27 protein-coding genes are annotated in these 24,557 nt (G+C 63.3%); 17 read left to right on the plus strand and 10 right to left on the minus strand.

What is annotated here, in order from left to right; genetic code table 11:
• Positions 1-36: 36 nt before the first annotated feature.
• The 12 genes from ctaD to D3227_RS11795 all read left to right on the plus strand — a co-directional run bounded on the left by ctaD (position 37) and on the right by D3227_RS11795 (position 9,343).
• On the plus strand, positions 37-1,689 hold the full coding sequence (ctaD, locus tag D3227_RS11740) for a cytochrome c oxidase subunit I (RefSeq protein WP_006206344.1): 1,653 nt from the start codon (positions 37-39) through the stop codon (positions 1,687-1,689).
• Between the two features lie 73 nt (positions 1,690-1,762).
• Entirely contained in the window at positions 1,763-2,707 is a 945-nt protein-coding gene (locus D3227_RS11745; RefSeq protein WP_120014261.1) for a heme o synthase, read from the plus strand.
• A 2-nt stretch (positions 2,708-2,709) separates the two neighbouring features.
• On the plus strand, positions 2,710-2,871 hold the full coding sequence (locus tag D3227_RS11750) for a hypothetical protein (RefSeq protein ID WP_120014328.1): 162 nt from the start codon (positions 2,710-2,712) through the stop codon (positions 2,869-2,871).
• 8 nt (positions 2,872-2,879) lie between these two features.
• Positions 2,880-3,509: a cytochrome c oxidase assembly protein gene (locus D3227_RS11755; protein WP_120014329.1), complete on the plus strand. Its 630-nt coding sequence runs from the start codon at positions 2,880-2,882 to the stop codon at positions 3,507-3,509.
• Between the two features lies 1 nt (position 3,510).
• Positions 3,511-4,392: a cytochrome c oxidase subunit 3 gene (locus tag D3227_RS11760; RefSeq protein WP_120014262.1), complete on the plus strand. Its 882-nt coding sequence runs from the start codon at positions 3,511-3,513 to the stop codon at positions 4,390-4,392.
• Between the two features lie 85 nt (positions 4,393-4,477).
• Positions 4,478-4,969: a L,D-transpeptidase family protein gene (locus tag D3227_RS11765; RefSeq protein WP_120014330.1), complete on the plus strand. Its 492-nt coding sequence runs from the start codon at positions 4,478-4,480 to the stop codon at positions 4,967-4,969.
• A gap of 3 nt (positions 4,970-4,972) precedes the next feature.
• Positions 4,973-5,359: a DUF983 domain-containing protein gene (locus D3227_RS11770; RefSeq protein WP_120014263.1), complete on the plus strand. Its 387-nt coding sequence runs from the start codon at positions 4,973-4,975 to the stop codon at positions 5,357-5,359.
• The gene (locus D3227_RS11775) at positions 5,356-6,111 is read left to right on the plus strand and encodes an SURF1 family protein (RefSeq protein ID WP_167480670.1); all 756 of its coding nucleotides are present in this window, start codon (positions 5,356-5,358) and stop codon (positions 6,109-6,111) included. Before D3227_RS11770 ends, D3227_RS11775 begins: the two co-directional genes overlap by 4 nt.
• A gap of 70 nt (positions 6,112-6,181) precedes the next feature.
• The gene (gene ispH, locus D3227_RS11780) at positions 6,182-7,192 is read left to right on the plus strand and encodes a 4-hydroxy-3-methylbut-2-enyl diphosphate reductase (RefSeq protein ID WP_120014264.1); all 1,011 of its coding nucleotides are present in this window, start codon (positions 6,182-6,184) and stop codon (positions 7,190-7,192) included.
• A gap of 7 nt (positions 7,193-7,199) precedes the next feature.
• The gene (locus tag D3227_RS11785) at positions 7,200-8,162 is read left to right on the plus strand and encodes a homoserine kinase (protein WP_120014265.1); all 963 of its coding nucleotides are present in this window, start codon (positions 7,200-7,202) and stop codon (positions 8,160-8,162) included.
• Between the two features lie 5 nt (positions 8,163-8,167).
• Positions 8,168-8,698, plus strand: coding sequence for a ribonuclease HI (rnhA, locus tag D3227_RS11790; RefSeq protein WP_120014332.1), 531 nt, complete (start codon positions 8,168-8,170; stop codon positions 8,696-8,698).
• Between the two features lie 42 nt (positions 8,699-8,740).
• Positions 8,741-9,343 (plus strand): histidine phosphatase family protein, encoded by a 603-nt coding sequence (locus tag D3227_RS11795; RefSeq protein ID WP_120014266.1) that lies wholly within the window; start codon positions 8,741-8,743, stop codon positions 9,341-9,343.
• Here D3227_RS11795 and D3227_RS11800 read toward each other — a convergent pair.
• The 3 genes from D3227_RS11800 to D3227_RS11810 all read right to left on the minus strand — a co-directional run bounded on the left by D3227_RS11800 (position 9,340) and on the right by D3227_RS11810 (position 11,292).
• A complete protein-coding gene (locus D3227_RS11800; protein WP_120014267.1) occupies positions 9,340-9,816 on the minus strand; it encodes a DUF2938 domain-containing protein in 477 nt (158 codons plus the stop codon). The two genes, D3227_RS11795 and D3227_RS11800, sit on opposite strands and share 4 nt — an antisense overlap.
• 69 nt (positions 9,817-9,885) lie before the next feature.
• The gene (locus tag D3227_RS11805) at positions 9,886-10,362 is read right to left on the minus strand and encodes a peroxiredoxin (protein WP_120014268.1); all 477 of its coding nucleotides are present in this window, start codon (positions 10,360-10,362) and stop codon (positions 9,886-9,888) included.
• A gap of 123 nt (positions 10,363-10,485) precedes the next feature.
• Entirely contained in the window at positions 10,486-11,292 is an 807-nt protein-coding gene (locus tag D3227_RS11810; protein ID WP_120014333.1) for a protein-disulfide reductase DsbD domain-containing protein, read from the minus strand.
• A 215-nt stretch (positions 11,293-11,507) separates the two neighbouring features.
• Here D3227_RS11810 and D3227_RS11815 point away from each other — a divergent pair, with 215 nt between their 5' ends.
• A complete protein-coding gene (locus D3227_RS11815; RefSeq protein WP_120014334.1) occupies positions 11,508-12,116 on the plus strand; it encodes a YqgE/AlgH family protein in 609 nt (202 codons plus the stop codon).
• 32 nt (positions 12,117-12,148) lie between these two features.
• On the opposite strand, the gene D3227_RS11820 is transcribed toward D3227_RS11815, so the two are convergent.
• Genes D3227_RS11820 through thrC form a run of 4 tightly spaced genes read right to left on the minus strand, consistent with a single transcriptional unit; the run spans position 12,149 to position 18,357 of the window.
• A complete protein-coding gene (locus D3227_RS11820) occupies positions 12,149-15,037 on the minus strand; it encodes an EAL domain-containing protein (protein WP_120014269.1) in 2,889 nt (962 codons plus the stop codon).
• Between the two features lie 3 nt (positions 15,038-15,040).
• Positions 15,041-15,637 (minus strand): GNAT family N-acetyltransferase, encoded by a 597-nt coding sequence (locus D3227_RS11825; protein ID WP_120014270.1) that lies wholly within the window; start codon positions 15,635-15,637, stop codon positions 15,041-15,043.
• Positions 15,638-15,652: 15 nt separating this feature from the next.
• Positions 15,653-16,945: a M16 family metallopeptidase gene (locus tag D3227_RS11830; RefSeq protein WP_120014271.1), complete on the minus strand. Its 1,293-nt coding sequence runs from the start codon at positions 16,943-16,945 to the stop codon at positions 15,653-15,655.
• Positions 16,946-16,959: 14 nt separating this feature from the next.
• A complete protein-coding gene (thrC, locus tag D3227_RS11835; protein WP_120014272.1) occupies positions 16,960-18,357 on the minus strand; it encodes a threonine synthase in 1,398 nt (465 codons plus the stop codon).
• Between the two features lie 128 nt (positions 18,358-18,485).
• On the opposite strand from thrC, the gene D3227_RS11840 reads away from it, so the two are divergent.
• Positions 18,486-19,208, plus strand: a complete 723-nt coding sequence (locus D3227_RS11840; protein ID WP_120014273.1) for a hypothetical protein — start codon at positions 18,486-18,488, stop codon at positions 19,206-19,208.
• 128 nt (positions 19,209-19,336) lie between these two features.
• Here D3227_RS11840 and D3227_RS11845 read toward each other — a convergent pair whose 3' ends face one another.
• Positions 19,337-20,026: an HAD family hydrolase gene (locus D3227_RS11845; protein ID WP_120014274.1), complete on the minus strand. Its 690-nt coding sequence runs from the start codon at positions 20,024-20,026 to the stop codon at positions 19,337-19,339.
• 191 nt (positions 20,027-20,217) lie between these two features.
• Between D3227_RS11845 and D3227_RS11850 the strand changes: the two genes are divergently transcribed.
• Positions 20,218-21,351: a site-specific DNA-methyltransferase gene (locus D3227_RS11850; RefSeq protein ID WP_120014275.1), complete on the plus strand. Its 1,134-nt coding sequence runs from the start codon at positions 20,218-20,220 to the stop codon at positions 21,349-21,351.
• A gap of 1 nt (position 21,352) precedes the next feature.
• Here the strand turns inward: D3227_RS11850 and D3227_RS11855 are convergent, their stop codons facing one another.
• Both D3227_RS11855 and mutY read right to left on the minus strand, forming a co-directional pair.
• Complete coding sequence (locus D3227_RS11855; protein WP_120014276.1) at positions 21,353-21,967, minus strand: HAD family hydrolase; 615 nt, start codon at positions 21,965-21,967, stop codon at positions 21,353-21,355.
• Positions 21,964-23,097 (minus strand): A/G-specific adenine glycosylase, encoded by a 1,134-nt coding sequence (mutY, locus tag D3227_RS11860; RefSeq protein ID WP_120014277.1) that lies wholly within the window; start codon positions 23,095-23,097, stop codon positions 21,964-21,966. The genes D3227_RS11855 and mutY overlap by 4 nt, the downstream gene beginning before the upstream one ends.
• A gap of 55 nt (positions 23,098-23,152) precedes the next feature.
• Between mutY and D3227_RS11865 the strand changes: the two genes are divergently transcribed.
• Both D3227_RS11865 and D3227_RS11870 read left to right on the plus strand, forming a co-directional pair.
• Entirely contained in the window at positions 23,153-23,662 is a 510-nt protein-coding gene (locus D3227_RS11865; protein ID WP_120014278.1) for a DUF721 domain-containing protein, read from the plus strand.
• Between the two features lie 141 nt (positions 23,663-23,803).
• Positions 23,804-24,547, plus strand: coding sequence for a DsbA family protein (locus tag D3227_RS11870; protein WP_120014279.1), 744 nt, complete (start codon positions 23,804-23,806; stop codon positions 24,545-24,547).
• Positions 24,548-24,557 lie beyond the last annotated feature (10 nt).

The following is a 24,557-nucleotide window of genomic DNA, read 5'->3' on the forward strand; positions in this document are numbered from 1 at the left end:
CCGCGACCGAAATAAGATCAGGGAACGGAGCCGAACATGGCAGACGCTGCAGCTCACGACGATCACGACCACAAGCCGTATCACGGCTGGGTCCGGTGGGTGTATTCGACCAACCACAAGGATATCGGTACGCTCTACCTGATCTTCGCGATCTTCGCGGGCATCGTCGGCGGCGCCCTGTCGGTCGTCATCCGCATGGAGCTGCAGGAGCCGGGCATCCAGATCTTCACCGGTCTGGCGCAGATGGTCTACGGCATGAACGGCGATGCCGCGATCGATGGCGGCAAGAGCATGTACAATGCCTTCGGCACCGCGCACGCGCTGATCATGATCTTCTTCATGGTCATGCCGGCGCTGATCGGCGGCTTTGCCAACTGGATGGTGCCGATCATGATCGGCGCCCCGGACATGGCCTTCCCGCGCATGAACAACATCTCCTTCTGGCTGCTGCCGCCGGCCTTCATCCTGCTGATCGCTTCGGCCTTCATGCCGAGCGCGCCGGGCGCCTATGGTGTCGGCGGTGGCTGGACGCTCTATCCGCCGCTGTCGACCTCCGGTCAGCCCGGGCCGGCCATGGATCTGGCGATCCTGTCGATCCACATTGCCGGCGCCTCGTCGATCCTCGGCGCCATCAACTTCATCACCACCATCTTCAACATGCGCGCGCCGGGCATGACGTTGCACAAGATGCCGCTGTTTGCCTGGTCGGTGCTGATCACCGCCTTCCTGCTGCTGCTGTCGCTGCCGGTTCTGGCCGGCGGCATCACCATGCTGCTCACCGACCGCAATTTCGGCACCACCTTCTTCGCACCGGACGGCGGCGGCGACCCGATCCTGTTCCAGCATCTGTTCTGGTTCTTCGGTCACCCGGAGGTCTACATCCTGATCCTGCCGGGCTTCGGCATCATCAGCCACATCGTGTCGACCTTCTCGAAGAAGCCGGTGTTCGGCTATCTCGGCATGGCCTATGCCATGGTCGCCATCGGTGCGGTGGGCTTCATCGTCTGGGCGCATCACATGTACACGACCGGCCTGTCGCTCGACACGCAGCGCTATTTCGTCTTCGCCACCATGGTCATCGCGGTGCCGACGGGCGTGAAGATCTTCTCCTGGATCGCGACGATGTGGGGCGGGTCGATCTCGTTCAAGACGCCGATGCTGTGGGCGTTGGGCTTCATCTTCCTGTTCACCATCGGTGGCGTCACCGGCGTCCAACTGGCCAACGCCGGCCTCGACCGCTCGCTGCATGACACCTATTTCGTGATCGCCCACTTCCACTACGTGCTGTCGCTCGGCGCGGTCTTCGCCATCTTCGCCGGCTGGTACTACTGGTTCCCGAAGATGACCGGCTACATGTACTCGCCGGTCATCGCCAACACCCATTTCTGGGTCACCTTCGTCGGCGTTAACCTGATCTTCTTCCCGCAACACTTCCTCGGTCTCGCCGGCATGCCGCGCCGCACCATCGACTATCCGGACGCTTTTGCCGGCTGGAACTGGGTGTCGTCCATGGGATCCTATATCTCGGCCGTCGGCGTGATGATCTTCCTCTATGGCGTGTTTGAAGCCTTCCAGAAGAAGCGGATCGCCGGCGCCAACCCTTGGGGAGAGGGTGCAACGACGCTGGAATGGCAGCTGCCTTCGCCGCCGCCCTTCCACCAGTGGGAACAGCTGCCGAAGATCAAGTAAGCGGCTGCCCGCGAATACGAAACCGCCGGCACGCCGGCGGTTTTGGCCAACGGAATGATGGACTTAAGTACGCATGGCCCTTGTCGACAAACCATTGATTGACGAAGCGGGCTTTCGCATGTCGGAAGCCACCGCGGGCGATTTCTTCGCCCTGCTGAAGCCGCGCGTCATGTCGCTGGTGGTGTTCACGGCCTTTGTCGGGCTGGTCGCGGCGCCGGTGACCATCAACCCGTTGCTGGCGGTGATCGCGATCCTGTCCATCGCCATCGGTGCAGGCGCCTCCGGCGCGCTCAACATGTGGTACGACGCCGACATCGATGCGGTCATGACCAGGACCGCAAGCCGTCCCGTCCCTGCCGGCCGCATCCAGCCCGGCGAGGCGCTGACCTTCGGCCTGGTGCTCTCGGTGCTATCGGTGATGACGCTCGGCGTCCTCGTCAACTGGCTGTCGGCGAGCCTGCTGGCCTTCACCATCTTCTTCTACGCCGTCATCTACACGATGTGGCTGAAGCGCTGGACGCCGCAGAACATCGTCATCGGCGGCGCCGCCGGCGCCATTCCGCCTGTCATCGGCTGGGCCGCGGTGACCGGCACGGTCAGCCTCGAAAGCCTTGTCCTGTTCCTGATCATCTTCCTGTGGACGCCGCCGCATTTCTGGGCGCTCGCGCTCTTCAAGTCCGAGGACTATGCCAGGGCCGGCATCCCGATGATGCCGAACGTCGCCGGCCAGGCTTCGACCCGGCGCCAGATCTTCGCCTATGCGCTGATCCTTGCGCCCATTGGCGTGCTGCCATGGGGCCTCGGCTTCACCACTTCTGCCTACGGTATCGCCGCGCTGCTGCTCGGCGCAGGCTTCGTCTGGTATGCGTGGAAGGTGCTGCGCATGAACGACGGCGATCGTGAGATGAAGCCGGCCAAGGCATTGTTCGGCTACTCGCTGCTCTACCTCTTTGCCATCTTCGCCATTTACCTTGCCGACAGCGTCGTCAGCCGCGCTCTTGATATCGGCGGAGCATGATCATGGTCGACAAGAAACTCGAGCTCATCACGTTGACGGAGCGCCAGAAGAAAGCCCAGCGCAACCGCTCCGCTGCCATTGGCCTGGCGCTGGCGGTGCTTGTCGTCATCTTCTACGTCGCCACCATCGTGAAATTCGGTCATCCCGGCGGCGCGTCGATGTGAGGCCGAAGATGACCCGCCAGACAGTCACCGATCCCGCAAAGAAGAACACCAACCGCATTGTCGCGGGCGTCTGCATTGCCTTCTTCGCCGGCATGATCGGCATGGCCTACGCCGCTGTGCCGCTCTATGCGATGTTCTGCCAGGCGACCGGTTATGGCGGCACGACCAAGCGCGCCACGCAACAATACGCCAACCGCGTGCTCGACCGCGATGTCGCCATCCGCTTCGACGCCAACACCGCCGGCGTGCCCTGGCAGTTCCAGCCGGTCACCCGTTCGATCACCATCAAGATCGGTGAGACGGTCCAGGCGCACTACACCGCGACCAACAAGTTCGACCGCCCCGTCACCGGCCGCGCGACCTTCAACGTGCAGCCGGAGTTGGCGGGGCCCTACTTCAACAAGGTGGAGTGTTTCTGCTTCACCGACACGACGCTGAAGCCTGGCGAGACGCTGGACATGCCGGTCGTATTCTACGTGGATCCCGACATCGTCAACGTGCCGGAACTGAAGGACTTTAAGACCATCACCTTGTCCTACACCATGTTCCCGGTCGAAAAGAACAAGCCGGTCGCGTCGTCAGCGCCGGCCGCAAGCAGCAACAAAGTTTCAGATACCGAAGCAAATCTCGGGGGTTGATATGGCCGACGCGCACACAAAACCACAGCATGACTACCATCTCGTCGACCCGAGCCCGTGGCCCTTCCTGGGCTCCATCGGCGCGCTGGTGACCGCCATCGGCGGCGTCGCTTATATGCAGTATCTCAAGGCCGGCGATTTCCCGATCTTCGGCTACAACATCGCCAATCCGTGGCTGTTCTTCATCGGCCTCCTGATCGTCATCTACACGATGTTTGCCTGGTGGTCGGACACCATCAAGGAAGCGCATGAGGGCCATCACACCCGCGTCGTGTCGCTGCATCTACGCTACGGCATGATCATGTTCATCGCTTCGGAAGTGATGTTCTTCGTCGCCTGGTTCTGGGCCTTCTTCGACGCCAGCCTGTTTCCGGGCGAAGTCCAGAATTACGCCCGCACCACCTTCACCGGCGGCGTCTGGCCGCCGAAGGGCCTCGAGGTCCTCGATCCCTTCCACCTGCCGCTCTACAACACCATCATCCTGCTGCTGTCGGGCACGACGGTCACCTGGGCGCACCATTCGCTGCTTCACGGCGACCGCAAGGGCCTGATCAACGGCCTGGTGCTCACCGTCGGCCTCGGCATCCTGTTCACCATGGTGCAGGCCTACGAATACATGCACGCGCCGTTCGCCTTCAAGGATTCCATCTATGGCGCCACCTTCTTCATGGCGACCGGCTTCCATGGTTTCCACGTCATCATCGGCACCATCTTCCTGGCTGTCTGCCTGGTGCGCGCCATGAAGGGCGATTTCACCCCGAAGCAGCATTTCGGCTTCGAGGCGGCGGCCTGGTACTGGCACTTCGTCGACGTGGTCTGGCTGTTCCTGTTCGCCTCGATCTATGTCTGGGCCTCTAACGGCGCGCTGATCGAAGGCCACTGACAGCTTTTGCTCGGAAATCGACAAGGCGGCTGCGGCAACGTGGCCGCCTTCTTCATTTCGGCATAATCATCGCCGATCGATGGCGATGCGTTCGAGACACCTTTTTGTCATTTGTGCCGGCTTTGTCGCGACGGCCCCAGCCTTCGCAAGCGAACGCGTCGACCTGGTGCGCGTCGACAAGTCGGAACGGCGCCTGGAACTGATCGGCGATGGCAAAATATTGCGCACCTACGGCATCGCGCTGGGTGGCGACCCTATCGGGCACAAGCACAGGGAAGGTGACCAGCGCACGCCCGAGGGGCGCTATTTGCTGGATTGGCGCAACCCCGACAGCATCGCCCGCAAGTCGATCCACATCTCCTATCCGAATACCGTGGAGATGGCGGCTGCGAAGGCGGCTGGCGTCGATCCCGGCGGCATGATCATGATCCATGGCCAGCCCAACGGCTATGGCTGGTGGGGCTGGCTGCTTCAATTGGTCGACTGGACCGACGGCTGCATTGCCGTTACGGACTCCGATATGGATGAAATCTGGACCATGGTGGCCGATGGAACGCCAATCGAGATCGAGCCGTAAAGCATGAGCGACGACAAGGCGATCTGGCCACCCATCGAACCGATCTCGGCGGGCCTGCACGGCCGCTGTCCGCGCTGCGGTGAAGGACGGCTGTTTTCCGGGTTCCTGACCGTCGGCAAGCGATGCACGAATTGCGGCCTGGATTATTCCTACGCCGATGCCGGCGACGGACCGGCGGTGTTCGTCATCCTGATCATCGGCTTCATCGTCGTCGGGCTTGCGCTGTGGGTGGAGGTGACGCTGAGCCCGCCGCTGTGGCTGCATCTGCTGATCTGGATACCGTTGGCGCTGGCTTTGTGCCTGACGGCGCTCAAGCTGATCAAAGGCGTGCTGTTGACGCTGCAATACGCCAACAAGGCGGCCGAGGGCCGGCTGGACCGCGGCGAATGAGCCAGGCATCGGCCAAGCGTGTCGGCCGTTCGCGGCCGAAGACGGCATTGCTGCTTGGCCTCGGCCTGGTCGTGTTCGTCATCCTGCTGGCGCTCGGCACCTGGCAGCTCCAACGCCTGCACTGGAAGGAAGGCCTTCTCCAGACCATAGACCAGCGCACGCATTCGGCGCCGCGGCCACTGGCCGAGGTCGAAAGTCAGTTCGCTTCCTCCGGCGATGTCGACTATACGCCGGTGACGGTGTCAGGCACTTTCCTGCACCACGGCGAGCGGCACTTCTATTCGACCTGGGACGGTGCTGCCGGTTTCGACGTCATCACGCCTTTGCGACTGGATGGCGGCCGTTTCGTGCTGATCAACCGCGGCTTCGTTCCCTACGACCTGAAGGACGCCGCCAAGCGACCGCAGGGGCAGGTGGCAGGCAAGGTGACGTTGACGGGCCTTGCGCGCAACCCGCTGCTGGCGAAGCCATCGATGATGCTTCCCGACAACGATATCCAGAAGAACATCTTCTACTGGAAGGATCGCGATGCGATGGCTGCGAGCGCCAATCTCCCAACAGCTGCAGTGCTGGTGCCGTTCTTCATCGATGCCGACAAGACGCCAAACCCCGGCGGCCTGCCGGTCGGCGGCGTCACCATCATCGACCTGCCGAACAGCCATCTGCAATATGCTTTCACCTGGTACGGCCTTGCCGCTGCCCTTGCCGGCGTCCTCCTCTTCAGGCTTCGCCGTCCGGCGAAAGCGGAATGATCGTTGCCACCGCCCTTGACAGGGCAGGGGTGCGCACCTCATTTCGGCTCTGAACAACCGGCCCGGATTCATGCTTCACACCACGACCAAGCCCCCATTGACGATAAGGCTCTGCCAGCCGCGCGGCTTTTGCGCCGGCGTCGACCGCGCCATCCAGATCGTCGTGCTGGCGCTGAAGAAATACGGCGCGCCGGTCTATGTCCGCCACGAGATCGTGCACAACCGCTACGTCGTCGAGGGCTTGCAGAGCCTGGGGGCGGTGTTCATCGAGGAACTTTCGGAGATCCCGGCCGAGCATCGCCAGAGCCCGGTCGTGTTTTCGGCGCATGGCGTGCCGAAATCGGTGCCGGCCGACGCGCAGGCCCGCAACTTGTTCTATCTTGACGCCACCTGTCCGCTGGTCTCCAAGGTCCACAAGCAGGCAATGCGCCACCAGCGACTCGGCCGCCACGTGCTTTTGATTGGCCATGCCGGGCATCCTGAGGTGATCGGCACCATGGGCCAACTGCCGGACGGCGCCGTCACGCTGATCGAGACCGAGGCGGACGCCGCGAAGCTTGCGCCTGCCGATCCCGAGGCACTCGGCTTCGTCACCCAGACGACGCTGTCGGTCGAGGACACCGCCGGCATCATCCGGGCACTGCAGGATCGCTTTCCCACTCTGCATGCGCCGGCAGCGGAATCGATCTGCTATGCCACCACCAACCGCCAGGAGGCGGTCAAGGAGACCGCCGCCGGCGCCGACCTCTATCTGATCGTCGGCGCGCCCAATTCCTCCAATTCGCGCCGTCTTGTCGAAGTCGCGGAGCGCGCCGGCGCCACGATGTCGCTTCTCGTGCAGCGCGCCTCTGAAATTCCGTGGAATGACATCGCCGGCATCTCGACGCTCGGCCTGTCGGCTGGCGCGTCGGCGCCGGAAATCATCGTCGACGAAATCATCGATGCCTTCCGCCAGCGCTTCGATGTAACCATCGATCTGGCGATCACGGCAACGGAAACGGAGGACTTTCCGGTCATGCGGGTTTTGCGCGATGTCGAACTGACGAAGGCCGATATGGCTTTCGTCAACGGAGCCGCGTGAACAGCCCATGGCGGTCTACACCGACGTCAGCGAGGGCGAGCTCGGCACGTTCCTGCAGGCCTATCCGGTCGGCGAACTCCTGTCCTACAAGGGCATTGCCGAAGGCACCGAGAACTCGAATTTTTTGCTGCATACGACGAGCGGCTCCTACATCCTGACGCTTTACGAGAAGCGCGTCGACAGGGCCGACCTGCCGTTCTTCCTCGGCTTGATGGGCCATCTCGCCAGGAAGGGCATTTCCTGCCCGCTTCCGGTAACCGCGCATGACGGCACCGTCATAGGTGCGCTGGCAGGCCGCCCGGCGGTCATCATCACCTTCCTCGAGGGCCTGTCGCTGCGGCGGCCGACTGCGGCGCATTGCGGCGAGGTTGGCAAGGCACTGGCCGAACTGCATCTTGCCGGCCAGGATTTTTCCATGACCCGCCCGAATGCGCTTGCCATCGATGGCTGGCGCAAGCTGTGGAATGCCTCCCATGCCCGCGCCGACGAGGTCGAGCCGGGGCTGGCCGCGGAGGTCGATGCCGATTTCGCCGATTTCGAACGCAACTGGCCGAAGGACCTGCCGCAAGGCATCATCCATGCCGACCTTTTTCCGGACAACGTCTTCTTCCTCGGCGAGAAACTCTCCGGGCTGATCGACTTCTATTTCGCCTGCGATGACCTCTATGCCTATGACGTCGCCACCTGCCTCAATGCCTGGTGCTTCGAGAAGGATTTTTCGTTCAACCTGACCAAGGGCACCGCGCTGTTGGCCGGCTACCAGAGCGTGCGGCCCTTGAGCGGCGAGGAAAAAGCCGCGCTGCCGATCCTGGCGCGGGGATCGGCGCTGCGCTTCATGCTGACGAGGCTCTATGACTGGCTGACCATTCCGAACGGCGGGATGGTCATGAAACGCGACCCGACCGAATATATCCGCCGCATGCGCTTTCACCGGGCGATCCAATCTCCCTCCGAATACGGACTGACATGACCGACATGACCAAGCGTGTTGAAATCTTCACCGACGGCGCCTGTTCGGGCAATCCGGGCCCCGGCGGCTGGGGAGCGATCCTGCGCTTCAACGGCAAAACCAAGGAACTGTCGGGCGGCGAGGCCGAGACGACCAACAACCGCATGGAGTTGCTCGCTGCCATCTCGGCGCTCAATGCGCTGAAGGAGCCGTGCGCGGTCGATCTGCACACCGACAGCAAATACGTGATGGACGGCATTTCCAAGTGGATCCATGGCTGGAAGAAGAACGGCTGGAAGACCGCCGACAAGAAGCCGGTCAAGAATGGCGAGCTCTGGCAGGCGCTGGACGAGGCCAACAGGCGCCATCAGGTGACCTGGAACTGGGTCAAGGGCCATGCCGGCCATGTCGAGAACGAGCGCGCCGACGAACTGGCGCGGGAAGGCATGGCGCCGTTCAAGAAAGGCCCGTCGAAGCCCGCTGTTGCGCCGCAGCCAACTGCACGGGCAAAGCCGCCAGCGGTCGCAAAGGCGCGGCGCTCGACCCAGAGCTATTGAATTTCGGCACGGGTCCGCTGACTGGTAGAAAGACCCCCAATCGTGCCTGTCGCATACTACATCACGCATCCCCAGGTTCAGATCGATGCTGGTATTCCGGTGCCGCAGTGGGGGCTATCCGACATCGGGCGAGCGAGAGCCGCTGCAATGCTCGACCAGCCATGGATAGGGTCGATCCGGCGTATCGTGTCGTCAGGCGAACGCAAGGCGATAGAAACCGCCGAGATCCTTGCAAGGCATCTGCGCCTTGCGGTCGAGGTCAGGGAACGGATGCATGAGAACGACCGGTCGGCAACGGGCTTTCTGCCGCCGCCGGAGTTCGAAGCCGTTGCGGACCAATTCTTCGCCAATCCACACAGCAGCATTCGCGGATGGGAGCGGGCTATCGACGCCCAGCATCGTATTGTGAGCGAGGTCGACACTGTACTTGGCACCAACGGCGCCGACGACATTGCCTTGGTGGGCCATGGCGGCGTGGGAACGCTCCTGCTGCTGTCTCTCAGCGGTCGGAAAATCAGCCGCGAAGCGGATCAGCCGGCGGGCGGTGGCAACTACTTCGCTTACGATGTCGGAGCGCGTCGCGTTATCCACGGATGGCTGCCGATCGACAGGCCGGTGCAACTCGGTGCCGGTCAATTCAGCTAGCGGATCAGCAGCGCCGTGCCGTAGAGCCCAAGCGCGAACACCGTATGCGATACCAAATTGAGCGCCCGGATATTCATCGGGTTGGGGCGCTTTGACGCGGCCCAGCCGGCGCCCATGCCGGGCGCGAGCAGGAACCAGCCGGCGCCGACGGTCACGATGCCGAGGATGAAAGCCGGCAGGAAGGTCGGTGCGGCAAGCCACGCCGTTCCCGCCAGCAGGACAAGGATGATGCCGTAGGCGATGCCGACGGCGTAGTGAAAGGCCCAGCCCAGCGCCACTTCATGCGCGTAGGGCGAGGCCTCTACGATGTCGTCGTGAAACACCTTGTTTCTCAAGTGCCAGACCCAGCGGCCGACCGGTCCCCAGTTCGGCCGCGGCTGGGCAAAGGCCACATTGAGGAAGAAGGCCCAAATATCCATCAGCACCGTCGCGCCAATGCCGATCGCCACGCTGCGCCAGACAATATCGAACATCGCTGAGGTCCCCCAAAAGTGAAGATCTAGAAGCACCTACACGCGCATGATCGTCACGCCAAGGCGAACTCAGAGCTGGCCCAGAATGTGAGCCGCACCCGACTCGTCGACGCCTGGCTTGGTCTCGACATTGAACGCGGTGACCTTGCCGTCGTCGACGATCATCGAAAAGCGCCTCGAGCGCAGCCCCATACCGTCGCTGGCGTAGTCAAGGCCGACCGACTTGGCAAAATCGCCATTGCCATCGGCGAGATAGAGGATCTTGCCCTCGCCGCCGGTGAAGCGCGCCCAGGCGCCCATGACATGCACATCGTTGACCGAGACGACGGCGATGGTGTCGACGCCACGCGCGAGGATAGCGTCATGGTTCTCCAGATAGCCGGGCAGGTGGTTGTTGCTGCAGGTCGGCGTGAAAGCGCCGGGAACGCCAAACAGCACGACCTTCTTTCCGGCGAAGATCTCGGCCGTCGTGATCGGCTTGGCGCCGTCGGCGGTCATCGTCTTGAAGGTCGCGTCGGGCAGCTTGTCGCCAACGGAGATGGTCATGAATGCCTCGTTCGATGTGTGGGGAAGGACGTGTCCTTGCGATAGCGAAGTCAGGCGTCGCTCGCAACCGCCATGGTGCCTGGCGCAATGGATGTTGCCGTCTGCGCCTCCCCGTCGCTGCCGTCACGGGAAAGGCAGCACGCCCTCGACCGCACCTTCGGCACTTGTCAGCGTGTAGTAGAGTCCGCCATCGGTCGGTGTCGTCGACGGCCTGTCGAGGATCGGCACCGTGAACAACAGCTTGCCGTCTTTTTCGCTGCGAACCGGAGCGCCGAACATATAGTCCCGTTCGCCGGCGACGAAGAAGTCGGCGGCTTCGGGGTCGCCTGGAAAGCTCGCCTCGACGATCAGTGTCTCGTGGTCGCCGGGCAGTACGTTGATGCCGAAATCGGGCCGTGGAGCAGCCGGCAGGGTCGCAAACGCTGCCTTCACCTGTGCGGCGTCCTTGGCATTGTCCGGATCGGCCCCGGGATCGACGCTCAGCCTTGTCTGGACCGGAATGCAGATCGTCTCGCAAATGCCGAGGAAAATGTTGGCGTCTATGACCGCCGACTGATCCGGCGCCGACAGCGTGAAGGTAATCGGCAGCGAGACCGGATGGTCGTAGCCGGCCCATTTGCCGTAACCGTCGTCGTGACGTTGCGGCGGCGGAAACGAAAACCGCGCGTCGGAAATGTTGGTGCTGGCCGAGATGTCGATCTGCGGTGGCACGCCGGCGTCGCCAGGATCGCGCCAATAGGTTTTCCAGCCGGGCTTGAGCGCAATGTCGAGCACGCCCTGGATACGCCCGGCTTCGTCGGGCTTGCCGCTGGTCACAAGCCGTACCTTGCCGCCCTCGCTGTTGTACCAGACCGAGGAGGAAGCCAAGGCCGGAAGGCCCGTTCCCAAGACGACAGCGGCGCTGGCGAGCAGGATTTTCAAGCTTTGCATGGCCGTGATTTGATCGTCCGTTCGTGGCAGCGCAATGATCTCATGACCCATTCGGTATCATATTTGCGTGACATCGCAGCTAGGGTTGTTGGAGTTGGAGTTTCAGCCCGACGATGCGCGATCCGCGAGTTCATCTGCTCCGGGCACGGGCGGCCGACCTCAAATCGCGCGAGGCGCATCTTTTCGGCGCCCCGGAAACGCGTTACCCTCACGTCATGGACTTGTTGCGCCACAAGAAGACGGCTGCTGGACGCGGCTTTCTCGACGACCAGTTCCTGATTGCCATGCCCGGCATGAAGGACGACCGTTTCACGCGCTCCGTCATCTACGTTTGCGCCCACAGCGACGAGGGCGCGATGGGCCTCATCATCAACCAGACGCAGCAGATGCTGTTTCCGGACCTTCTGGTTCAGCTTGGTATCATGAACGAGCAGGAGGCGATTCGCCTCCCGGCGCAGGCACGCGACTTCGTCGTCCGCAACGGCGGGCCGGTGGATCGCAGCCGCGGCTTTGTCCTGCATTCCGGCGACTACCGGGTTGAATCGTCGCTCAGCGTCTCCGACGACATCTGCCTGACCGCGACCGTCGACATATTGCGCGCCATTTCGTCGGGCCGCGGGCCTCGCCGCGCGCTGATGGCGCTCGGCTATTCGGGCTGGGGTGCAGGCCAGCTGGAAAGCGAGATCGCCGAGAACGGATGGCTGACCTGCCCGGCCAGCCCCGAGCTTCTGTTCGACGCCGACATCGAGCGCAAATACGACCGCATCCTCGCCGCGATCGGCATCGATCTGGCGCATCTCAGCCTGGCCGCCGGTCACGCCTGACCTCACCTCAGAGCCTGTTTCGAAACAGGCTCTCACGCCTGCGTCAGCGGGTACTGTTCCTTCAGCGTCTTCAGCACTTGGTCGCCTGGCATCGGCGCGCCGAACATGAAGCTCTGGACATATTCGCAGCCCATCTGGCGCAGCTCCAGCGCATCGCTTTCGTCTGAGATGCCTTCGGCGACCACCGACAGGCCGAGCTCATGCGCCATGTTGACCATGGATTTCAGCAGCACCGCGCGCTTCGGCGTCGTATCGTCGACGAAGCTCTTGTCGATCTTGATGGTGTCGAAGGGGAAGCGCGTCAGATAGGCCAGTGACGAATAGCCGGTGCCGAAATCGTCCAGCGACAGGCCGATGCCGAGCTGCTTCAGCTTGTTCAGCACGTGGGTTGTCTGCTCGGGATTGTCCATCACCAGCGATTCGGTGAGTTCGAGGCGGAAGCAACGCGGCTTCAGATTGGCCCGCGCGATGACCGAGCGGACATCGCTGACCAGGTCGCGGCGGATCAGCTGACGGCTGGACAGATTGACCGAAACCGACAGCGGCGTGTCGCCGATCTGTTTTTGCCAGGTCGCCAGGTCCTCGGCCGCCTGCTGCATGGCGAACAGGCCAAGCTGCACGATCAAGCCGCAGTTTTCGGCGACCGGGATGAAATCCCCCGGCGGGATCATGCCGCGGCGCGGATGGTCCCAGCGCAACAGCGCCTCGAAGCCGGCAATGCTGCCGTCCTCCAGCCGTACGATCGGCTGGTAGGCGAGCGTGAATTCGCGCCGTTCGATGGCGCGGCGCAGGTCCGATTCGAACTGCAGCCGGTCGGTGCCGACGGTGCGGAAGGCGGGCCGGAACGGCTCGATCCTGTCGCCGCCGAAGCGCTTGGCCTGGTGCATGGCAAGCTCGGCGTCCTTGACCATGTCCTCGGCCGAGGTCTGCGCCGTGGTCCAGGTGATCAGCCCGATCGAAGCGGTGAGCACGATCTCGCGCTTGGCGAAGGTGATCGGGTTGTTGATCGCATGCTTGATGGCGTCCGCAACGGCGGCGATGCGGGCCGGGTCCTGCTCCGACAAAAGCATCAGCGCGAACTGGTCGCCGGCAAAGCGCGACAGCGAATCCTTTGGCTTCAGCAGCCGGTGCAGCCGGCGCGCGATGGTCAGCAGGATGGTGTCGCCAGCCGAGATGCCCAGCCCGTCGTTGACCTGCTTGAAGCGGTCGATGTCGATGACGAAGACGGTCGGACGCACCTTCTCCTCGGTGCGGGCGATCGAGATGATCGCCTCCAGCCGGTTCATGTACAATTCGCGGTTCGGCAGGCCGGTCAGATTGTCGTGCACGGCGTCGTGCAGCAGCCTTTCCTCGGACTTCTTCTGCTCGGTCACGTCGACCATGGTGCCGACGCAACGGATCACTTCGCCGTCCGATCCGATCACCGGCCGGGCGCGTAGCGAAAACCAGTGATAATGCCCGTCGGCCCCGCGCAGGCGGAAATTCTGCGAGACCCGGCCACGCCGGTGTTCCAGCACCACGTCTAGCGTGGTGCGGAACGTGTCGCGGTCGTCGGCATGCAACACCGGCAGCCAGTTGCGCGCGGCGCCGCCGAGGCTGTTGGGCGCCAGGCCAAGCTGCACGCTGACATCGGGCTTGGTCACCACGCGGTCGCGCAGCACGTCCCAGTCCCACACGATATCGCCCGATCCGGCGACGGCCAGCGCCTGCCGTTCGAGATCGGAGAACAGCCCCTGATGCAGCGCGCCGCCGGCAAAGGCATGCTGCATGACGGTGAAGCCGATCAGCAGGATGATGAGGATCAGGCCACCGCCAAGCGCCGGCTGGGCGATGTCATTGTCGAGCATGCCGGTGATCGCCATCCACGACCCGCATAGCCACAACAGCACCATCACCCAACTGGGCACCAGCATGATGGCGCGGTCGTAGCCGCGTATGCCGAGGAAGATGATCAGGCCGAGCCCGGTCACCGCGGTGGCGGCGAAGGACAGTCGGGCGATGCCGGCGGCGACCGCCGGATCGATGATGGCGACGCCCGCGATCAGCACCAGTCCGAGGATCCAGACCAGCGCGCCGTAGCTGAAATGGCCATGCCATCGGTTGAGGTTGAGATAGGCGAACAGGAACACCACGAAGGTTGCCGCAAGCGCCACCTCCGTGCCGGCCCGCCACATTTGCTCATTGCCTGGCGATATCTCGATGACCTTGTTGAGGAAGCCGAAATCGACGCAGATATAGGCAAGCACCGCCCAGGCCAGCGCCGCGGTCGCCGGGAACATCGAGGTTCCCTTGACGACGAAAAGGATGGTCAGGAACAGCGCCAGCAAGCCGGCGATGCCGATGACGATGCCGCGAAACAGCGTGTAGGAATTGACCGAGTCCTTGTAGGATTCCGGGTCCCACAGATAGACCTGCGGCAGTTTCGGCGAGGCCAGTTCGGCGATGAAGGTGATCACCGTGCCGGGGTTCAGCGTCACCCTGAACACGTCGGCGTCGGGGCTGGTCTGGCGGTCGAGCGCGAAGCCTTCGCTGGGCGTGATGGCGGCGATGCGGGTCGAGCCGAGATCCGGCCAGAAGATGCCCGAATTCACCAGCCGAAAATGCGGCGCTACGATCAGCCGGTCGAGCTGCTGGTCGGTGGTGTTGGCCAGCGCGAACACCGCCCAGTCGCCGGTCGAGCGCGCATCATTGGCCTCGACCTCGATGCGCCTGACGATGCCGTCGGGGCCAGGTGCGGTCGAGACCTGGAAATTTTCGCCCTGGTTCCGGTAGATTTCGACGGCCCCGGACAGGTCGAGCGCCACGTCGTCGCGGGCGATCTTGATCGGCTCGACGGCGAAGGCCGAAGACGCCGCGCAAAGCGTCACGATCATCGCCAGTAGGAGCGCGAACAACGAGCCGATTCGCAGGAAATTCGTCAAAAATCAGCCCTTCGTTCCAGCGCCCGGCGGATCGTCCGCGATCCGGGCGTAGAGGTAGTGGTCCTGCCAGATGCCATTGATCCTTAGATAGGATCGCAGAAGTCCTTCGCGCCGGAATCCGGCTTTTTCAAGCACGCGGATCGACCGGGCGTTGTCGGGAATACAGGCAGCCTCGATCCGGTGCAACCTCAGCGTATCGAAGGCGAATTGCGACACCAGCTTGACCGCTTCGGTCATCAGGCCGCGGCCGCCATAGCGCTCGCCGATCCAGTAGCCGATATGGCCGCTTTGCGCGACGCCGTGGCGGATGTTGCCGAGCGTGATGCCGCCGGCAAGCTTGCCGCTCGCCTTCTCGAAGATGAAGAAGGCTATGGCCGTGCCTTGCGCATAGTCCTCGCGGTAGCGGCTGATGCGCAGCCGCCATGCCGTGCGGTCAAGCTCGTCCGGCGTCCAGCGCGGCTCCCACGGCTCCAGGAAGGCGCGGCTTTCGCCGCGTAGCGCCGACCATTCACGGTAGTCGTTGGTCAGCGGCACGCGCAGCGTGATCCGGTCACCCTTCAGTGCCGGCAGATCGCGGCGAAAGAAAGGGAGCGCGAACATGGCGCTTGGGAGGTCTTAGACGGCGAGCTTGCGGGCCGTCGTCTGCGTGCCCGAAAGCGAATCGAGGATCGCCTCATAAGGCGCAAGCGTACCCACGGGGCCGACGGCGGTGAGCGTCGGCTTGGTCGAAAACAGCCGCGCCGACAGGTCGGTCAGCCGCTCGATGGTCAGCGCCGACAGCCGCTCCATCAGTTCTTCCTTGGCGATCGGCCGGCCGAACAGGAGCAGTTGCCTGGCGATCTGCGAGGCGCGGCTGGCCGGGCTTTCGGCCGACATGATCAGCCCCGCGCGGTACTGCGCCCGGGCCCGGTCGAGCTCTTCCTGCAGGATGTTTTCGCCGGCCTTCTGCAACTCGTCGATGATGACGGGCACCAGCTTGGCGATGTCGCTCTGCCCGGTCGCGGCATGGACGCCGAAGATGCCGGTGTCGGAAAAGCCCCAGTGGAAAGCATAGACCGAGTAGCACAGGCCGCGCTTTTCGCGGACTTCCTGGAACAGCCGGGACGACATGCCGCCGCCGAGGATCATCGACAGCACCTGCGAGGCGTAGAAGTCGCGCACGTGATAGGCGCGGCCCTCGAAGCCGAGCACGATCTGCGCGTCCATCAGGTCGCGGTCCTCGCGGAAGTCGCCGCCGACATATTGCGCATATTGCGGAATGTTGCTCTCGGCCTTGGCGCGGAAGCCGCCCAGATGCTTCTCGACTTCGCGCACGAAATTGTCGTGCTTGATGTCGCCGGCGGCCACGACCACCATGCGCTCGGCGCCGTATTGCCGCTCGATGAAATTGTGCAGCTGCTTGGAGGTGAAGGACTTGACCGTCTCCGGCGTGCCGAGGATGGAGCGGCCGATCGTCTGGTGGCGGAAGGCGGTTTCGGTGAAACGGTCGAAGACGATGTCGTCGGGCGTGTCGTGCGCGGCGCCAATCTCCTGCAGGATCACGTGCTGCTCGCGCTCCAACTCCTCGGGGTCGAATTCGGATTCCTGCAGGATGTCGGCGAGGATATCGACCGCCAGCGGCACGTCGTCGGAGAGCACCCTGGCGTAATAGGAGGTGGTCTCGACGCTGGTGGCGGCATTGATCTCGCCGCCGACATTCTCGATTTCAGAGGCGATTTCGAAGGCAGTGCGCCTTTTCGTGCCCTTGAAGGCCATATGCTCAAGCAAATGGGCCATTCCGTGCTCTTCTTCGCGCTCATTGCGGGCGCCTGACTTGACCCAGGCACCAAGGGCAACGGATTCGAGGCTTGGAAGGGTTTCGGTTGCGACTGTCAGGCCGTTCGACAGACGGCTTACCTCAACACCCATATGGCTAGTACTCCCTAACGCGCCGCCCGCGTGTGGCGTGTAACATAATCTTCCACCATTTTCAGGTCGGATGGAAGTACCGTGTATTTTTCGTCGGCTGACATCAAGGAGCCTAGCCATGCGGGCAGGGCCGGCGACACGCCGCAGGCCGCTTCGACGGCGGCCGGGAACTTGGCCGGATGGGCGGTACCCAGCACCACCATCGGGACGGCGCCTGTGGCCTTGTCGGCGGCAACATGCATGGCCGCGGCGGTGTGTGGGTCGAGCAGATAATTGCTGGCTTCGAGCGTTGAGCGGATGGTGGCGGCGACCTCGTCGACACCGGAGCGGCCGGCATCGAATTCGGCTCTGATTCTGGCGATTTCGCCGGCCTCGATGGTGAAGGCGCCGGACTGCTTGAGCCCGTTCATGTAGCGACGCACTGTCGCGGCATCGCGGCCTGCCGCCTCGAACAGCAGGCGCTCGAAGTTCGACGACACCTGGATGTCCATCGACGGCGAGGTGGTGGCGAAGACGCCCTTGGTGCGGTATTCGCCGCTCGCAAGCGTGCGCGCCAATATGTCGTTGTCGTTGGTGGCGATGATCAACCGCTCGATCGGCAGGCCCATTTTCTTGGCCGCATAGCCGGCGAAGATGTCGCCGAAATTGCCGGTCGGCACGGTGAAGGACACTGGCCTGTCCGGCGCGCCGAGCGACAGCGCTGAGGAGAAATAATAGACGATCTGGGCCATGATGCGGGCCCAGTTGATCGAATTGACACCCGACAGCGACACCCGGTCGCGAAAGCCGTGGTCGTTGAACATGTCCTTCACCAGGCCCTGGCAGTCGTCGAAATTGCCTTCAAGGGCCAGCGCGTGGACATTGGCGGCGGTCGACGTCGTCATCTGCCGCTGCTGCACCGGCGAAACCTTGCCGTGCGGGAAAAGAATGAAGATGTCGGTGCGATTGCGCCCGGCAAAAGCATCTATTGCCGCCCCGCCCGTGTCGCCGGACGTGGCGCCGACGATTGTTGCACGCTGGTCGCGCTCGGCCAGGACATGGTCCATCAGCCGGGCCAGCAGCTGCATCGCCACGTCCTTGAAGGCCAGCGTCGGGCCGTGGAAGAGCTCCAGCACGAAGCTATTGGCGCCGGTCTGCACCAGCGGACAGACGGCCTCGTGGCGGAAGGTCGCATAGGCTTCGCGCACCAGCCGGTCGAACACTGGCGCTGCGATTTCGCCGCCGAGGAACGGCGACAGCACGCGGATGGCGAGGTCGGGATAGGCAAGGCCGCGCATGGCGCGGATATCGGATGCCGAAAATTGTGGCCATTCTCGCGGCACGTAGAGCCCGCCGTCGCGCGCCAGCCCGGCCAGCACCGCGTCGGAAAATCCAAGCACGGGCGCATCCCCGCGGGTACTCACATATTGCATCGTCACATTCCGTTGCTGCCGGGCGTTTCATTCACCGCAAGGTGGTTAATTTTCCGAGCCGGATCAGTCGCATTTTTGCCGCGCGGTTGATATACGTCACCAGCTTTGCGAGAGGGAAGTGCAGTTTCATGGCGTTTTATTCGTTCAACAACCGCTTTGTCGCGGGTCTGGCGCTCACCGGCTTTATGCTTGCCGCCGTCGGCTGCCAATCGAGCGACAATGGCGTTCTCAACCTCGGTTTCGGCAAGAAGGACACTCAGGCGCCACCACCGCCGCAGGATCCGAAGGTGCTCGCCAGCCAGTTGCGGGCCTACTGCCCGAAGGTGACGTTGCGCGACGGCACGGCCTTCTTCAGCACCTATGCCAAGGGCTCCGCCAAGCCCAGGAAGAAGACCGACGCCGCTCAGGATGCCGCGGCTTCCGCCCAGCCGGCGCCGGACGGCACCATCGTCGATCCCGATCGCGATCCCGCCAAGGTCATCTACCAGGCCTCGATCACCGACGTCACCCGTGACTGCAGCAACGCCAACGGCCAGCTGTCGATGAAGATCGCCGTCGCCGGCAAGGTGGTGCCAGGACCGATGTTCGCGCCGGGCACGATCACCATGCCGATCCGCGTCGCGGTGATGCATGGCACCGAAGTGCTCTATTCGCAGATCCATCCCTATCAGGTCCAGGTCACCGACCCCTCGGCCGCAACGCAGTTTGTCTTCACCGACCAGAACGTCGTGGTGCCGGAGCCGACAGCGCAGGACTACCAGGCCTTTGCCGGCTATGACGAGGCCGCCCCGAAAGCCGCGACGGGCAAGCCGAAGGGCAAGAGGAAGAGAGCCGCCCCCGCGACGAACTAGGCGAGAGCAGGGTTCGTTTCGAACTCGCGCCTGCGAGTCATATGGCGGTGGTTTCGAGAACCGGAGCGGAGCGTACATTCAACTACGTGAGCACCGGAAGCGCAGAAAACGCCGTCAGAAACGGACCCTCAGGCGTCCGCCGACCATTCCGACAGCGCCGCAATCACGCTTTTCAGCTCCGCCCAGCGGCGGATGACGGTTTCCGCGCCGGCCTCTGTCAGCGCGTCGGCATGGCCGGGATAGCTGTGCCCGGCTCCGGTGAAGCCGATGACGCGCATGCCGGTCGCCCTGGCACCGGCGACGCCGTGCACGGAATCCTCGATGACGAAGGTGTTTTCCGGCTTTGCGTTGAGCTTTTCGGCGGCAAACAGGAACACGTCGGGGGCCGGCTTGGTTTTCCCGGTCGGTGTTTCCATCGCCGAGAAGATGCGGCCGGCGAAGAACGGCAGAAGATGCACTTTCTCCAGCATGAACTCGATCCGCTCGGAGCGTGAGTTGGAGCAAATGCAGCGCGGCACGGCCACCGCCGCGACCGCCTCGCGTACGCCTTCGATGGCGCGCACATCGCTGCGCAATTTGCGGTCGACCAGCTCTTCGGCGCGGTCGATCAGCGAGACCTGGAACGGGATGGCGGACTTCTCCTCGACCCGCATCATGATGTCTTTGAAGGTCAGCCCGGCATAGGTCTCGGCAAGTTCCTCCGGCGATATCTCATAGCCGGCCGAGGTCAAAAGCTCGGCTTCGATGCGCGCGGCGATGATTCCGGAATCGACGAGCACGCCGTCGCAATCGAATATGACAAGATCTGGCTGGGGCATGGCAATCCGAACAAGGGAAGAATGGTGGGCGGCCCGACGGGGCTCAGGCGGCGCGGCATACACCAACAGGCCGGGCTTCGCAAACTGACCGGACCTGGGCGGCCGAACCGGTTCCGCCCTTCACCGAATATTTACGCTGATCGGTAACCATAACGGAGAGTAAAACAGTAACGCGTGCCTTGGGTGTAACAATGTCAGCCGTGCGTCTTCTCGACGAGCTTTCCCACGCTCCCCAGCAATCCGAATGGCTGGACACGATCCTGAAGGGCGACTGCGTCGCGGCACTCGACCGGCTTCCCGAAAAGTCGATCGACGTCATCTTCGCCGATCCGCCCTACAACCTTCAGCTCGATGGCGACCTGCACCGGCCCGACCAGTCCAAGGTCGACGCGGTCGACGACGATTGGGACCAGTTCGAGAGCTTCGAAGCCTACGACGCCTTCACCCGCGCCTGGCTGCTGGCGGCGCGGCGTGTGCTGAAGCCGAACGGCACCATCTGGGTCATCGGCTCCTATCACAACATCTTCAGGGTCGGCGCTCGGATGCAGGATCTCGGCTTCTGGATTCTCAACGACGTCGTCTGGCGCAAGACCAACCCGATGCCGAACTTCCGCGGTCGTCGCTTCCAGAACGCGCATGAGACGATGATCTGGGCCTCGCGCGACCAGAAGGGCAAGGGCTACACCTTCAACTACGAGGCGCTGAAGGCATCCAACGACGACATTCAGATGCGCTCAGACTGGCTGTTTCCGATCTGCACCGGCGGCGAGCGGCTGAAGAACGAGAACGGCGACAAATTGCATCCGACGCAGAAGCCGGAAGCGCTGCTTGCCCGCATCATGATGGCTTCGACCAAGCCCGGCGACATCGTGCTCGATCCCTTCTTCGGCTCCGGCACCACCGGCGCGGTGGCAAAACGCCTCGGCCGCCATTTCGTCGGCATCGAGCGCGAGCAGGCCTATATCGATGCCGCCAACGAGCGCATCGATGCCGTCCGGCCGCTGGACGGCGAGGATCTCACCGTGCTGACCGGCAAGCGGGCCGAGCCGCGCGTTGCATTTGTCAGCCTGATCGACACCGGTCTTATGCTGCCCGGCGCCACGCTTTATGACGCCAAGAAGCGCTGGGCGGCCAAGGTGCGCGCGGACGGCACCGTGGCCATCGGCAACAGCGCCGGCTCGATCCATAAGATCGGCGCCGAGGTGCAGGGATTGGACGCCTGCAACGGCTGGACCTTCTGGCACTATGAGCGCAGCGGGGGCCTGACCCCGATCGACGAGCTTCGCCGCATCGCCCGCCTCGGCATGGAGCGGGCAGGGGCCTGATTCAGCTCACCTTGATACCAAGACGCTCGAGGTCCGCCTTGAGCGTTTCGGCGTCGGTGAACAGCACCGCTTGCCAGCCGGCATCCTTGGCGCCGTCGACATTCTTCTGGCTGTCGTCGATGAACAGCGTAGCTTCGGGCTCGAGGCCGAACGCAGCGACGTGATGGTCGTAGATGGCGCGGTCCGGCTTGATCTCGCGGATGTCGCCCGACACGGTCACGCCGCGCGGACGGTTGAGAAAGTCGAAACGCTGCCGGGCTTCGGCAAGCGTGTCGGTGGCAAAATTGGTAAGCATGGTCACGTCGTGACCAGTGTCGATCAGTTTTTCCATGATGGCAACGCTGTCGTCATAGGCGTGCGGCACCATGTCGTGCCAGTGGCGGCGGAAATTGCGAATGTTTTCAGCGTGATCGGGGTGCTCGGCGATCAGCAGCGCCTCAGCCTCTTCCCAGGTCCGGCCACGGTCCTGCTCGATGTTCCAGTCGCTGGTGCAGACATTGTCGAAAAACCACTTTCTCTCTTCGGCATCCGGGATCAGGCGGCTGAACGGGATATTCGGATCGTAGTGGATCAGCACTCTGCCGATGTCGAAAACGATGTGGCGGATTTCAGTCATGCAGGCCTCTTTGCGGGATGTGGCGACGGCTTTTTCGTCGCGCCGGGTATCGCAGCCTCGATTGCCTTTTTCATGACAGTCGGTAACGCCTCGCCGGAAATGTCCGATGGCAGCGACCAGAAATGGCCGACGGGGGTGTCGCCGCTCGCCTGCGCATGAAAGACGTCCAGTTCGAGCGCGAAATGGGTGAAGACATGCGCAATCTGTCCGGCACGCCGCCAATTGGCGGGGAAGGGCGCGGCGGCGTCAGTGGTTGCACCGTCCGCCCGCGCCGTCCAGGCCGTGGTCGGCACCTCGGTCATGCCGCCGAGCAGGCCTTTGTCCGCGCGTTTGCGCAACAGGATGGCGCCGTCGCCACGCACGGCCACGAAGGCGGCACCCCGCCGCAAGGGCTTTTCCGCTTTCGGCAGGCGAACCGGGAAGCGTTCGGGGTCGCCTGAAAGGATGGCGCTGCAATCCGCGCGCAGCGGGCACAGCATGCAGCGTGGCCTACGCGGCGTGCAGATCGTGGCGCCGAGATCCATCATCGCCTGGGCGAAATCGCCCGGCCTTTTGTCCGGAACCATGCGCTCGACAAGTACGCGGATCTCGGGCTTGGCTTCGCTGAGCGGCGTGGCGATCGAAAACAGCCGGGAGACGACCCGCTCGACATTGCCGTCGACGACGGCCGCCGGCCGGTCGAAGGCGATCGCCGCGATCGCCGCCGCCGTGTAGGCGCCGATCCCCGGCAGTTCCCTGAGGGCGGCTTCGCTCTCCGGAAAGCTGCCGCCTCGGCGCGCAACGAGATCGGCGCAGGCCTTGAGGTTTCTCGCACGTGAGTAGTAGCCGAGCCCGGCCCACGCTTTCATCACGTCCTCGGTCGGCGCAGCGGCCAGCGCCTCGACATCAGGCCATTTCTCGACGAAAGCGCGAAAATAGGCTTTGACCGCCTCGACCGTGGTTTGCTGCAGCATCACCTCTGAAAGCCAGACGCGATAGGGGTCGGGTCTTGTGCCGGACGCCAACGCGCGCGGAGCGATACGCCACGGCAATTCGCGGTGATGCGCGTCGTACCAGGCGAGCAGGCGGGACGCGGTATCGGATCCGGCTTCGCCGATATCGGTCTTGCGGGTCTGGTCTAGCGGTGCCATTGATCGAGTGCCGGCTTGGCCGATATCTGGTGAAGATCGTGACTGGAGAACGCACATGGCAGGGAAAAAGCCCTTCGGCAATCCCGTTCCGGTGAGCGATCTCGCGACCGAGATCCTCGATCCGGTGCTGCGCAAGCGCGCCGGCATCTCGATCGGGCTGGTCCAGTCGTGGGAGGAAATCGCCGGACCCCGGCTTGCCGGCCGCTCGCGCCCCGAGAAGATCCAGTGGCCGCGCCGCCTGCATGAGGACGATCCATTCGAGCCGGCGGTTCTGGTCGTCGCCTGCGAGGGCATGGCCGCGCTCCATTTGCAGCACGAGGCCGGCGAGGTCATCAACCGCGTCAATGCTTTCCTGGGTTTCACGGCAATAGGCCGCATCAAGATCCTGCAGAAGCCGGTGCTGGCCGAAAAGGCCCGGCCGAAACCGGCTCTCAGGCCGCTGACATCAGCCGAGAAGGCCAAATTGTCCGAGACTGTCGGCAAGATCGAGGACGATGGCTTGCGCGCCTCGCTGGAGCGGCTCGGCGCCACTATTCTTGGCGAAAGGAAACCGCGGGGGTCATAAACGCGTCATCTATCTCGCGCATTCGTGATCATGCATATAGTGTTTGGCGATTGGAATGGGGACGGCGATGCCTTAATTCGCGCCAACTCTCGCCTTTTCTAGCCTTTGCATTGCAAAATCCAACATTGTCAGGTGATTCGCATGAACCGTTCCCCGTTTAGCCAAAGCTTGTCCCGCAGAAACCTCTTGTCTTCGCTGGCTGCCGTTCCGGCTGTGGTTCTGCTCGCCGCCTGCAGCGACTCGGACGAGGAGGCCAAGGCGGCGAATGTGAAGCGTGCCGCTCCCGCCACCCCTGCGACACCAGCCACACCTGCCGCCGTCAAGGTGCCGGAAGCGCAAGGCACGGTCGACATGGCCGAACTGCTGAAGCCCGGCGCGCTGCCCGACAAGCAGCTCGGCAAGGACGACGCCAAGGTCACCATCGTTGAATACGCCTCGATGACCTGCCCGCATTGCGCGCATTTCAACGAGACGACCTTCCCCGAGTTGAAGACGAAATACATCGACACCGGCAAGGCCCGCTACATTCTGCGCGAATTTCCGTTCGATCCGAGCGCCGAGGCCGGTTTCATGTTGGCGCGCTGCGCCAAGGACAACTATTTCCCGATGGTGGACGTGCTGTTCAAGCAGCAGGCCAACTGGGTTGGCGTCAACAACACCAAGGACGCATTGCTGCAAATCTCGAAGCTCGCCGGTTTTACACAGGAGTCTTTCGAGGCCTGCTTGACGGACCAGAAACTTCTGGACGATGTGAGAGCGGTCCAGAAGCGCGGCGCCGATGAATTCAAGGTCGACTCGACGCCGACCTTCTTTATCAATGGAAAGACCTACAAAGGGGCGATGTCGATTGAGGAAATGTCGGCCATCCTCGACCCTCTGCTCTGACGTCCAGGCA

This window comes from Mesorhizobium waimense (genome assembly GCF_003601975.1).
Lineage (GTDB): Bacteria > Pseudomonadota > Alphaproteobacteria > Rhizobiales > Rhizobiaceae > Mesorhizobium > Mesorhizobium waimense.